The 12,014-nt window shown below is 33.0% G+C and carries 12 protein-coding genes; 10 read left to right on the top strand and 2 right to left on the bottom strand.

The annotated features are described in order from the left end of the window. Positions 1-118 precede the first annotated feature (118 nt). Positions 119-2,749, bottom strand: a complete 2,631-nt coding sequence (locus HNV08_RS12810; RefSeq protein WP_173281724.1) for a valine--tRNA ligase — start codon at positions 2,747-2,749, stop codon at positions 119-121. A 186-nt stretch (positions 2,750-2,935) separates the two neighbouring features. On the opposite strand from HNV08_RS12810, the gene HNV08_RS12805 reads away from it, so the two are divergent. The 5 genes from HNV08_RS12805 (at position 2,936) to HNV08_RS12785 (ending at position 7,211) form a co-directional block, all read left to right on the top strand. After that, positions 2,936-3,361: a DUF1573 domain-containing protein gene (locus tag HNV08_RS12805; RefSeq protein ID WP_173281723.1), complete on the top strand. Its 426-nt coding sequence runs from the start codon at positions 2,936-2,938 to the stop codon at positions 3,359-3,361. Between the two features lie 115 nt (positions 3,362-3,476). Next, positions 3,477-4,667, top strand: a complete 1,191-nt coding sequence (locus HNV08_RS12800) for a pyridoxal phosphate-dependent aminotransferase (protein ID WP_173281722.1) — start codon at positions 3,477-3,479, stop codon at positions 4,665-4,667. Next, entirely contained in the window at positions 4,667-5,680 is a 1,014-nt protein-coding gene (murB, locus tag HNV08_RS12795) for a UDP-N-acetylmuramate dehydrogenase (RefSeq protein WP_173281721.1), read from the top strand. Before HNV08_RS12800 ends, murB begins: the two co-directional genes overlap by 1 nt. A 197-nt stretch (positions 5,681-5,877) precedes the next feature. After that, a complete protein-coding gene (locus HNV08_RS12790; protein ID WP_173281720.1) occupies positions 5,878-6,420 on the top strand; it encodes an RNA polymerase sigma factor in 543 nt (180 codons plus the stop codon). 2 nt (positions 6,421-6,422) lie between these two features. Then, positions 6,423-7,211, top strand: coding sequence for an anti-sigma factor (locus tag HNV08_RS12785; protein WP_173281719.1), 789 nt, complete (start codon positions 6,423-6,425; stop codon positions 7,209-7,211). A gap of 76 nt (positions 7,212-7,287) precedes the next feature. Here HNV08_RS12785 and aqpZ read toward each other — a convergent pair whose 3' ends face one another. Continuing rightward, complete coding sequence (gene aqpZ, locus HNV08_RS12780; RefSeq protein WP_173281718.1) at positions 7,288-7,974, bottom strand: aquaporin Z; 687 nt, start codon at positions 7,972-7,974, stop codon at positions 7,288-7,290. A 133-nt stretch (positions 7,975-8,107) separates the two neighbouring features. Between aqpZ and HNV08_RS12775 the strand changes: the two genes are divergently transcribed. The 5 genes from HNV08_RS12775 to gap all read left to right on the top strand — a co-directional run bounded on the left by HNV08_RS12775 (position 8,108) and on the right by gap (position 11,972). Then, positions 8,108-8,311 (top strand): membrane or secreted protein, encoded by a 204-nt coding sequence (locus HNV08_RS12775; protein WP_173281717.1) that lies wholly within the window; start codon positions 8,108-8,110, stop codon positions 8,309-8,311. A 6-nt stretch (positions 8,312-8,317) separates the two neighbouring features. Further along, positions 8,318-9,430, top strand: a complete 1,113-nt coding sequence (locus HNV08_RS12770) for a glycosyltransferase (protein WP_173281716.1) — start codon at positions 8,318-8,320, stop codon at positions 9,428-9,430. After that, positions 9,421-9,966, top strand: coding sequence for an RNA polymerase sigma factor (locus HNV08_RS12765; RefSeq protein ID WP_173281715.1), 546 nt, complete (start codon positions 9,421-9,423; stop codon positions 9,964-9,966). Before HNV08_RS12770 ends, HNV08_RS12765 begins: the two co-directional genes overlap by 10 nt. Positions 9,967-10,104: 138 nt before the next feature. Further along, on the top strand, positions 10,105-10,977 hold the full coding sequence (gene lipA, locus HNV08_RS12760; RefSeq protein WP_173281714.1) for a lipoyl synthase: 873 nt from the start codon (positions 10,105-10,107) through the stop codon (positions 10,975-10,977). Then, positions 10,977-11,972: a type I glyceraldehyde-3-phosphate dehydrogenase gene (gene gap / locus HNV08_RS12755; protein WP_173281713.1), complete on the top strand. Its 996-nt coding sequence runs from the start codon at positions 10,977-10,979 to the stop codon at positions 11,970-11,972. The genes lipA and gap overlap by 1 nt, the downstream gene beginning before the upstream one ends. Positions 11,973-12,014: the final 42 nt, after the last annotated feature.

Below are 12,014 nucleotides of genomic sequence, written 5' to 3'. Positions count from 1 at the left end.
TAGACGTTAGAACGCTTTGCTTTTAGATATAGGAGCATAGACTAGCTTCTACATGGTAAAAAATCATGCTTTATGATAGAAACCTACAAGGTTTTAGAAACCTTGCAGGTTGTTAATATTACTTTAAACTTGCCAAACTAGCTGTTAGCGTTTCAATCTTAGCTAAAGCATCTGCTTCTTTCTTTTTCTCTGAAGCTACAACTTGCTCTGGTGCACCTGCAACAAAACGCTCGTTAGAAAGTTTCTTCTGAACAGATTTCAAAAAACCTTCCGTGTAATTTAATTCTTCAGTTAGTTTCTTTATTTCTGCTTCAACATCAATACTGCCTTCCATAGGAATAAAGTATTCGTTAGATTTTACTCTGTACGTTAAAGCGCCTTCTACAGCTTCAGTTACATATTCGAAACTCTCCAAATTTCCTAATTTAGAAATTACAGCATCAAATGTTGTATTTACATTTTCATTATTTACAACAGAAAACCCAATGGCATCTTTAAAAGCGATATTCTTTTGTTTTCTTATGTTTCTAATTCCTGAAATAACTTCCGTTGCAAATTCAAATTCAGAAATCAAAGCCTCATTAACTGGTTTTGCTTCTGGCCATGTTGAAACGATTAATGCGTCTTCTGGTGTTCGTTCACTAATCGATTGCCAAATTTCTTCAGTAATAAATGGCATAAATGGATGAACCACTTTTAGGATATCTTCAAAAATTGCCATTACAGCATTATAGGTTTTTGAATCTATAGGCTGTTGGTAGGCTGGTTTTACAATCTCTAATAACCAAGATGCAAAATCATCGTAAACCAATTTATAAATAGCCATTAAAGCATCAGACAATCTGTATTTACTAAAGTGATCTTCGATTTCAATTAATACTTTCTGAAATTTAGAAGCAAACCACTCAATCGCAATTGCACTAGATTGTGGTTGCTCTAAATCTGCAACGTCCCACAAATTTGTTAAATAGAATGCAGACCAAATTTTATTACCTAAACCTTTTCCTTGCTGACAAAGGGCTTCATCAAACATTAGGTCGTTTCCGGCTGCAGAACTTAGTAACAATCCTACTCTAACACCATCTGCGCTATAATCTTCAATTAACTTTAAAGCATCAGGGGAATTCCCTAAAGATTTAGACATTTTTCGTCTTTGCTTATCTCTAACTAGACCAGTTAAATAAACATTTTCAAAAGGTTTTTCTTCTTTATATTCGTAACCAGCAATAATCATACGTGCTACCCAAAAGAATAAAATATCTGGACCTGTTACCAAATCATTGGTTGGGTAATAATATTTTATTTCTTCGTTTTCAGGATTTCTGATACCATCAAAAACACTTATTGGCCACAACCAAGAACTAAACCAAGTATCTAGTGCATCAGTATCTTGTTTTAAGTCATTAGTTGTTAGTTGTTGGTTGCCTGTTTTCTCTATGGCTAATTTTAGTGCGTCTTCAATAGATTCTGCAACTACAAAATCTTCTTTTCCGTCGCCATAGTAGTACGCAGGTATTTGTTGTCCCCAAAGTAACTGACGAGAGATGTTCCAATCGCGAATATTCTCCATCCAATGACGATAGGTATTTTCAAATTTCTTTGGAAATAATTTTACATCGCCAGTTTTTAAAACGGCATCAATAGCAGGTTTTGCTAAATCTTCCATTTTTAAGAACCATTGGTCGCTTAATCTTGGTTCTATAACTGCCTTTGTACGTTCTGAAGTTCCTACTTTATTAAGGTGGTTTTCAGTTTTTACTAAAATTCCAGCTTCTTCTAATGCTTTAGCGACTGCTTTTCTGGCTACAAAACGATCTTGACCTTCAAACTGCAATCCAAAGCTATTTAAACTTGCATCTTCATTAAAGATATCTATAACTTCTAAATTGTGTTTATCGCCTAAAACTTTATCATTCTCATCGTGAGCAGGTGTTACTTTTAAACAACCTGTACCAAATTCAATATCTACATACTCATCTTCTATAATAGGAATTACACGTCCACAGATTGGCACAATCGCCTTCTTACCTTTTAAGTGTGTGAAGCGTTCATCATTTGGATTGATACAAATAGCAGTATCTCCAAAAATAGTTTCTGGTCTTGTGGTTGCAATGGTTAATTTTTCATCACTACCTTCAATTTTATATTCCAAATAATAGAGTAAACCTTGTTTTTCAACATGGATAACTTCCTCATCAGACAAGGTCGTCTTAGCTTCTGGATCCCAATTTACCATGCGGTAGCCTCTATAAATTAAGCCTTTGTTATATAAATCTACAAACACCTTAATTACAGCTTCAGACATATCGTCGTCCATTGTAAATTTAGTTCTATCCCAATCACAAGAACAACCTAACTTTTTAAGTTGCTCTAAGATGACTCCTCCATATTCTTCGGTCCATTCCCAAGCATGTTCTAAAAATTCTTCACGAGTTAAATCATTTTTATCGATGCCTTGTGCCTTTAATTTAGCAACAACTTTGGCTTCTGTAGCAATAGAAGCGTGATCTGTACCAGGAACCCAACATGCGTTTTTACCTAACAAACGTGCTCTTCTAATTAACACATCTTGAATGGTATTGTTTAACATATGTCCCATGTGTAAAATCCCAGTAACGTTTGGTGGCGGAATTACAATGGTGTAAGGTTCTCTATCATCTGGTGTAGAGTGAAAATAGTTGTGCTCCATCCAGTAGTTGTACCACTTACTCTCTACTGACAAGGCATTATATTTTGATGGAATTTCCATGTTTGGTATCGTTTTTGTAATATAACTGACAAAAGTACTTATAATTCCTATTTCGAAAAATTATTAGCGTAACAATATGCGTTGAAAAACCATAAATTCTGTTAAATGGTATGTATTACGTCTAATAAATTTTGATTGGAACTAAAAAGTAACTAGTTTTGAATAATCAATTTTAAAAATAAAATGATGAAAAATTTAATAGCAGTATTATTTGTTAGCCTTATTAGTTTTGCGACTTATGCGCAAGACGCAAAACCGAAAATAGAATTTAAGACTAATGTTATCGATTATGGCACAATAGAAAAAGGTGCTGACGGAAAAAGAACATTTGAATTTACAAACACAGGTAATGCACCACTTATTATAGAAAATGCAAAATCTACTTGCGGTTGTACTGTGCCTAGCTGGCCAAAAGAGCCAATTTTACCAGGAGAAACTGGAGAAATTATAGTAAAATATAATACTAATAATCTTAATAAAATTGCTAAAACGATTACTATAACGACTAATGCAGAACCAAAAACGGTTGCACTTAGAATTAAAGGAATGGTTGTAGAAGCAAATAAAACAAGTGTTTTAGAAAAGAAAAGTAAAAGCATTATTGAAGAATAAATGACTTTAAAATTTATTATATTAAGAGTTCTCAAATTGAGGACTCTTTTTTTTGTGAATTTTTCTCTAAATACATAAGAATTTTCAGAACTTAGCATTTTAAAATCTAAACTTCATGCCAAAAATCTCAAATAAAGGTATTAAAATGCCCGAATCGCCAATTAGAAAATTGGTGCCTTACGCAGAAGAAGCGCATAAACAAGGGAAAACAGTATATTACCTAAACATTGGGCAGCCAGATATCAAAACACCAGATATCGCTTTAGATGCTGTAAAAACACATTCTTTAGACATTTTAGCATATTCAAGATCTGAAGGTTCTGAAGCTTACAGAGAAAAAATTGCTAATTATTATAAACGTAACGACATCAACGTTACACACAGCGATATCATTGTGACTACTGGAGGAAGCGAAGCCTTATTATTTGCTTTTGGTAGTATAATGGATGAAGACGATGAAATTATTATTCCTGAACCATTTTATGCAAATTACAACGGTTTTTCTACAGCTTCTAGTGTCAATGTTGTGCCAGTTATTTCTAAAATTGAAAACAATTTCGCCTTACCTCCTATTGAAGAATTTGAAAAACTTATCACGCCAAAAACAAAGGCCATTTTAATTTGTAATCCAGGCAACCCAACCGGTTATTTATATTCTAAAGCCGAAATTAAACAATTAGCTGCTATAGTAAAAAAGCACGATTTGTTTTTAATTGCAGACGAAGTTTATAGAGAGTTTGTCTATGATGGTGTGGCGCATTACTCTATACTTCAAGAGCCAGGATTAGAAGAGCATGCTATTATAATAGATTCTGTATCTAAACGCTACAGTATGTGTGGCGCACGTATTGGTTATTTAGTTTCTAAAAACAAAGAATTTATAAAAACGGCATTAAAATTTGCACAAGCACGTTTAAGCCCTCCAACTTTAGCACAAATTGCCAGCGAAGCTGCTTTAGACACACCACAAAGTTATTTTGATGATGTTAAAGAAGAATACGTAAAGCGTAGAAATATTTTAATTGAAGCATTAGAAAAAATAGAAGGTGTTAAGGTTGCTAAACCAAATGGTGCGTTTTATTGTATTGCAGAACTACCCGTAAAAAATTCAGATGATTTTGCGAAATGGCTGTTAGAATCCTTCGATTTTAACAACAATACAGTTATGGTTGCACCTGCTGCTGGATTTTACTCTACCAAAGGTGTTGGTTTAAACCAGATTAGAATTGCATATGTACTTAACGAAGCAAGTTTAAGAACCTCTGTAGAGATTTTAAAAGAAGCCTTAAAAGTTTATAAAGATTAATGACTATAGTAAAAAACGCGTCACTAAAACAATTTAATACATTTGGCATAGAAGCCAAAGCACAATCGTATTGTAATATTACCTCCATTGCGCAGCTCACTGAAACCTTAAAGACGTATCAGCATTCACCTTTATTTATTCTTGGTGGAGGCAGTAATATGTTACTCACAAAGGACATTGAAGCCTTAGTGCTTCATATCAATATAAAAGGTATAGAAACCGTTAATGAGTCGCAAGACAAAATAACCATAAAAGCCATGGCTGGTGAAAATTGGCACAACTTTGTTTTATGGTGTCTAAAACACAATTATGGTGGTGTAGAAAATTTATCATTAATACCAGGTAATATTGGTACAGCACCAATCCAAAATATTGGCGCCTATGGTGTAGAGTTAAAAGATGTATTTGTGAGTTGTGAAGCTATACACATAATAGACCAAACGTTAAGAACCTTTACAAAATCTGAATGTAAGTTTGATTATAGAGAATCTATTTTTAAACAAAACCTAAAGAACCAATACATCATAACAAGTGTAAATTTAGAATTAACAAAGCGCAACCATCTCTTACAGATGGATTATGGCGTAATAAAAAATGAACTAGAAGCTAAGGGCATTACAAAACCATCAATTCAATCCATTTCAGACGCGATAATTGCAATACGAAAAAGCAAACTACCAGATCCAAAAGAAATAGGTAATAGTGGTAGCTTTTTTAAAAACCCAATCATAACAGCTAAGGCGTTTGAAGCATTAGAACAAAACTTTGCAGAAATTCCTTCATATAAAATTACGGAAGACGCCATAAAAATACCAGCAGGTTGGCTGATTGAAAAAGCAGGTTTTAAAGGCAAACGCTTCAACAACTATGGTGTGCATAATAAACAAGCCTTAGTTTTAGTTAACTATGGTGATGCCTCAGGAAAGGCGATTTTTGAATTAGCCATGCTAATTCAAAAAACTGTAAAACGACTTTTTAATATTACTATAGAAACCGAAGTAAACATCATATAAAACAAAAGTCCCAATTTGGATTGGGACTTTTAGCTTTAGAATAACCTCTGTTGAAAATGCTATTAATCAAACGCTTATGAAGTAAAAATTATTCTAAAAATATATTGAGGGCACCTATATAAGGTGTATTTAATTATATTTACGTTTCAAAATCCAATTTGGATGTCATAAATATAAAAAAAACAAACTTTAACACTTTGAGTATAACACCAATAGAGAAAAAAATAATCGATTTACTCCAAAAAGGAGATAAGCGTGCATTAAATTTACTTTACGAAAATTATTCGAACAGCTTATATGGTGTTATTTTAAAAATAACAATTAATGAAGAAGTAGCGCAAGATGCCTTACAAGAAACCTTCGTTAAAGTTTGGAAAAACGCTTCAAAATATGACCCGTCAAAGGCAAAACTATTTACATGGTTATTTCGTATTGCAAGAAATACAGCCATTGATAAATTAAGAAGTTTTAATAATCGTTTTCAGAAAGAAGTCCAAATTGAAACTTCTAACGTATATATTCTACCAACATCTAATTTAAACCAAGATGTCATGGACATTAAAGAGCATGTTGGTCGACTAGAAGAAAAATACCAAATCGTGTTAGACGCCTTGTTTTTTCAAGGGATGACACAGCAAGAAGCTAGTGACGAATTAGAAATTCCGCTTGGTACAATAAAATCTAGATTAAAAATAGGATTACGAGAACTTAAGAAGGTTTACGATCCAGAAAACAGTTAATCATGGAAAAAAAATTACATACTTTTTTAAACTCTAACTTACTTAATAAGTATTTAGTTGGAGATACTTCCTTGGAAGAATCTAAGGAGGTTGAGTACTTTATTGACAATTATTCTGAAGCAGCAGAAGCCTACGAAGAATTACAAAATAATTTAGAAATCATAGCTAAAGCTGGCGCTACAGAAGTACCAAATGATATGTTAGAAGACATATTTGCCGCTTTAGAAGACACAAAAGACACTAAAGTCATCAATTTAGTACAAAAAAGAAAAACACCTTGGTATAGTATTGCAGCAAGTGCTGCGGCAGTTTTATTTGCCGCTACATCATTTATGTTATATCAAAAAAACATGCAATTAAACAACGAAAACAATGTTGTTGTTGATGAAATTTATGATTTGCGTAGTGACATTGAATCTAATAATTCTAAATTAGATCAATTGTCAAGAGAATTAATGAAATTAAACAATCCTGATTCTAAAAAATATTTAATTACAGGTAATGATCGTGCTAAAGACTTAAAAACGGTTGCTTATATTAATCCAATTGAAAAAACGTCAATGATTGATGTTATTTCTTTACCACAATTACCAGAAGAGCAGCATTACGAGATTTGGGCAGAAATGCAAGACAAAATGGTAAACTTAGGTATACTAGATGAGTCTGACCGTAAGTTAAAGCAAATTCCATATATGGAAGATGCATTAGCATTGAGTATAAAAATAAAATCAAAAGATAATACTACTGAAACAGATACTGAAGTTGCAGAAGTATCATTAAAAGATCAATAGAACTTTTAATATATAAATAACAAAAAAAGAGGCGCAATAAACATTGCGCCTCTTTTTGTATATTATTTTTAAGATCTTAATCTTTAGAAAACAACGTTTTGTGTATTAATCCACCTGCAATTGCACCAGCAATAGGCGCAACCCAAAACAACCATACTTGAGATAAATATGCACCATCTGCGTAAATCGCTTGACTTAAAGATCTCGCAGGATTTACAGATGTATTTGTTATTGGTATACTAATTAAATGTATTAATACTAAAGCCAAACCAATTGCAATACCAGCAAATCCTTTAGGAGCTTTAGGATACGTACTCCCTAAAATAACCAATAGAAAAAATGCTGTTAGCACAAATTCTGCTACCAAAGCAGAAACTAATCCATAACCATCTGGAGACAATTCGCCATAACCATTAGCAGCAAAACCACCGACACCATCAAAACCAGATTTTCCCGACACAATAAGATATAATACACCTGCTGCCGCAATGGCACCAATAACCTGTGCTATAATATAACCAGGAAGATCTTTTGCATCAAATTTTCCACCAGCCCAAAGACCAATAGATACTGCTGGATTAAAATGAGCTCCAGAAACATGTCCCACTGCATATGCCATGGTTAACACCGTTAATCCAAAGGCCAAAGCGACACCGACAAATCCAATTCCCAATTCAGGAATTCCTGCCGCGAAAATTGCACTACCACAACCTCCAAAAACAAGCCAAAACGTTCCAAAGAACTCTGCAAATAATTTTTTCATAATTGATAAATTAATTAGTTAGTAATATATGTTGAATGCTAATATGACACATAATCAGAATGTTAAGTCACAAAAAAAATACGATAAGGAATCAAAGTAAAAGTATTATCTTTGTGCAAAATTTAGTAGAATAATGAAATTACTATTAATAACACTAGCACTTTTAGCTTTCGCTGTAGCCGGAATAGCCATTAAACTATGGGCCAAAAAAAATGGTGAATTCGCTGGTACGTGTGCGAGTCAAAACCCAATGCTTAACAAAGAAGGTGAAGCTTGTGGCTTTTGCGGTAAAACTCCAGATCAATATAAAGATTGTAGCGAACCTCAACATTCTTAAACCTTAATGGCTTTTACCACATTACTGTTTTACGCATTTTTCGTCGTAGTTATAATTCAGGTCGTATATTACACTAGTTTTCTCTTTTCATTTGCTATAAAACGACCAGAATCTCGATTAAAAAAACAAATTCCAGTTTCTGTTATTATTTGTGCTAAAAATGAAGCTCAAAATTTAGAAAAAAACTTACCATCCATATTAAACCAAGATTATTCCAATTTCGAAATTGTTTTAGTAAACGACAGTTCTAGTGATGAGACATTAGAAATTATGGAAATTTTTGCTTCTCAAAACACCAACATAAAACTTGTTGATGTAAAAAGTAACGAAGCATTTTGGGGAAATAAAAAATACGCACTAACCTTAGGTATTAAAGCATCTAAAAATGATTTCTTAGTTTTTACTGATGCCGATTGTGTGCCTAATTCTAAATTATGGTTATCACATATGAGTGCCCACTTTTCTAACGAAAAATCTATCGTTTTAGGTTATGGTGCTTACGCAAAAAAGAAATTTTCTTTTCTAAACAAACTCATAAGGTTTGAAACCGTAATGACTGCCTTACAGTATTTCTCTTATGCTAAATTAGAATTGCCTTATATGGGTGTAGGACGTAATATGGCCTACAGAAAAGAACTCTTTTTTAATAATCGTGGCTTTAACAATCACATGTCCATAAAATCTGGAGATGATGATTTATTTATAAACGAAGTCGCCAATGCTAAAAACACGGCATTATGCTTCTCAAAAGAGAGTTTCACTATTTCTGAGGCCAAACCATCATTTATATCTTGGATAATTCAAAAAAGAAGGCATATCACAACAGCTAAATTTTATAAATTAAAACATCAAATCATACTTGGTGTCTTTTTTATCTCACAGTTGCTTTTCTGGGTATTAGGTATCTCACTAATATTTACCTCAACGCCTTGGGAATGGCTATTAGCTTTGGCAGGCACGCGCTTTGTTATACAATGGCTCTGTTTTGGGTTAACGGCTAAAAAGTTTGAGGAAACAGACCTTATTCTCTTAGCGCCATTTTTAGAATTATTTTTAATTACTACACAATTAAGTATCTTTATAGCTAATAAGATATCGAAACCAAAACATTGGAAATAAAAGAGGCCATTTCAAAAGCAAAAAACAAAGAACAAATTGCATTTAATTTTTTACTAGATTCTTTTTGGAATGATGTCTATGGATTTCAGCTTAAAAGAACTCAAAACGAAAATGATGCCGAAGACATCACTATTCAAACTTTTTCAAAAGCTTTTGATAAAATTGACACCTATAACGAATCGTTTAAGTTTAAAACTTGGCTGATTACAATATCAAAAAACATTCATATTGATTTAGTTCGAAAGCAAAAAAAAACGATCAATAATACATCAAAAGACGATAATGATAATTATTTTGAAATTATTGACGACTCGCCTACGCCTGAAGATAAGATTATTACAGAACAAAACTTAGCAAAATTACTAAGGGATATAAAAAAGTTGAAGCCACATTATCAAGAAGTGATTAACTTAAGATATTTTCAAGAATTGAGTTACAAAGAAATTTCTAACGAACTCCATGAGCCCATAAATAATGTAAAGGTAAAACTCTTAAGAGCAAAAAAGCTATTAGCCGCTATTATTACCAAAGCATAGACCACTAAAATAGAGTCACATAAATGTATTTATGTTTGGTTAAGCAACAGCTCTTTTTTTAACACCACCAACATTGTATACAAAGGCTCAATTTTTGTTATTTACTTCGTATCTTTGTCTATAGAAATACAAAACTGCATGGAAACCAAAGTCGCATCAAATATTTTACCAGAACGTAAGCCAAAGTGGTTAAGAGTAAAATTACCGACAGGCAAAAAATATACAGAACTAAGATCTTTAGTAGACAAATACAAATTAAATACGATTTGTACGTCTGGCAGCTGCCCTAACATGGGCGAATGTTGGGGAGAAGGTACAGCAACCTTTATGATATTAGGTAATGTATGCACGCGTTCTTGTGGATTTTGTGGTGTTAAAACAGGAAGGCCAGAAACTGTAGATTGGGACGAACCAGAAAAAGTGGCGCGCTCAATTAAATTAATGCAAATAAAGCATGCTGTATTAACCAGTGTAGATCGTGATGATTTAAAAGATATGGGAAGCATTATGTGGTCCGAAACTGTAAAAGCTGTAAGACGAATGAATCCTAACACAACACTAGAAACGTTAATTCCTGATTTTCAAGGTATAGAAAAACACATTGACAGAATTATCGACGTTGCACCAGAAGTGGTTTCTCACAATATAGAAACCGTTAGACGCCTTACGCGCGAGGTTAGAATACAAGCGCAATATGATAGAAGTTTAGGTGTTTTAAAATATTTAAAAGCCCAAGGACAACGCAGAACAAAATCTGGTATTATGCTAGGTTTAGGAGAAGAACGTGAAGAAGTTATACAAACTTTGCATGACCTTAGAGCAAATGATGTGGATGTCGTAACTATTGGCCAATATCTACAACCAAGTAAAAAACATTTACCAGTAAAACAGTTTATTAATCCTGACCAATTTAAAGAATATGAAGACATTGGATTAGAATTAGGATTTAGACATGTTGAAAGTAGCGCTTTGGTAAGATCTTCATATAAGGCACAAAAACACATTAATTAATGATTACAATTGCCATCAACGGCTTTGGTAGAATTGGCCGTCGAATTTTTAGGCTAGCCATACAAACACAGCAGATAAAAGTAGTAGCAATAAATGATTTGGCAGACGCTAAAACATTAAGTCATTTGTTAAAATACGATAGCATTCACGGTGTTTTAAATGAAGACGTTAGTTATAACCAAAACAATATTATAGTTAACGATATTGCTATTCCTTTATATAATTCCACTCACCCTAAACACTTAGATTGGTCTGAAATAAAACCCGACTTTGTCATAGAGTCTACAGGAAAATTTAAGTCTAAAACAGAACTTCAACATCATATCACTAATGGCGGTAAACGCGTTATTTTATCTGTTCCTGCCATAGAAGATGATATAAAAACCATAGTCCTTGGAGTAAATGACCAAAGTATCAATGGTGATGAAACCATTATTTCTAATGCATCTTGCACTACCAATAATGCAGCACCAATGATTGCTTTAATTAAAGAACATCTTGGGATAAAACAAGCCTATATTACCACTATTCATTCCTATACAACAGACCAAAGTCTGCATGACCAACCACATAAAGATTTACGTAGAGCTAGAGCAGCCGGACAATCTATTGTTCCAACAACAACAGGAGCTGCAAAAGCACTCACTAAAATATTTCCGGATTTATCAGACGTCATTGGTGGATGTGGTATTAGAGTACCTGTAGCAAATGGCTCTTTAACAGATATAACAATAAATGTAGAAAAGCCAACATCTATTGAAAATGTTAACCAAATTTTTAAAACAGCAGCCGAAGGACCATTAAAAGATATACTAGAATATACAGAAGACCCAATAGTTTCTGTAGATATTGTTGGAAATCCGCACTCTTGTATCTTTGATTCTCAGATGACTTCCGTAATCGGAAACATGGTAAAAATAGTAGGTTGGTACGATAATGAAACAGGTTATAGCTCAAGAATTTTAGACCTAATATGCAATTTATCGGTAAAATAATAGCTTTTATCGAATAAATATTTATATTTGCTACAAATTAAA

The organism is Winogradskyella eckloniae (assembly GCF_013249045.1).
Classification (GTDB): Bacteria; Bacteroidota; Bacteroidia; order Flavobacteriales; family Flavobacteriaceae; genus Winogradskyella; species Winogradskyella eckloniae.
Note: the sequence above shows the minus strand (reverse complement) of the source record. Positions and strands in the feature narration are given on the sequence as shown.

What these genes read in the sequence shown, in the direction of transcription:
- HNV08_RS12775 (WP_173281717.1), top strand. Translation starts at nt 8,108, where the DNA reads ATGAAATTACTATTAATAACACTAGCACTTTTAGCTTTCGCTGTAGCC.
- HNV08_RS12785 (WP_173281719.1), top strand. Translation starts at nt 6,423, where the DNA reads ATGGAAAAAAAATTACATACTTTTTTAAACTCTAACTTACTTAATAAG.
- HNV08_RS12800 (WP_173281722.1), top strand. Translation starts at nt 3,477, where the DNA reads ATGCCAAAAATCTCAAATAAAGGTATTAAAATGCCCGAATCGCCAATT.
- HNV08_RS12805 (WP_173281723.1), top strand. Translation starts at nt 2,936, where the DNA reads ATGAAAAATTTAATAGCAGTATTATTTGTTAGCCTTATTAGTTTTGCG.
- aqpZ (WP_173281718.1), bottom strand. Translation starts at nt 7,974, where the DNA reads ATGAAAAAATTATTTGCAGAGTTCTTTGGAACGTTTTGGCTTGTTTTT.
- HNV08_RS12810 (WP_173281724.1), bottom strand. Translation starts at nt 2,749, where the DNA reads ATGGAAATTCCATCAAAATATAATGCCTTGTCAGTAGAGAGTAAGTGG.
- murB (WP_173281721.1), top strand. Translation starts at nt 4,667, where the DNA reads ATGACTATAGTAAAAAACGCGTCACTAAAACAATTTAATACATTTGGC.
- gap (WP_173281713.1), top strand. Translation starts at nt 10,977, where the DNA reads ATGATTACAATTGCCATCAACGGCTTTGGTAGAATTGGCCGTCGAATT.
- lipA (WP_173281714.1), top strand. Translation starts at nt 10,105, where the DNA reads ATGGAAACCAAAGTCGCATCAAATATTTTACCAGAACGTAAGCCAAAG.
- HNV08_RS12770 (WP_173281716.1), top strand. Translation starts at nt 8,318, where the DNA reads ATGGCTTTTACCACATTACTGTTTTACGCATTTTTCGTCGTAGTTATA.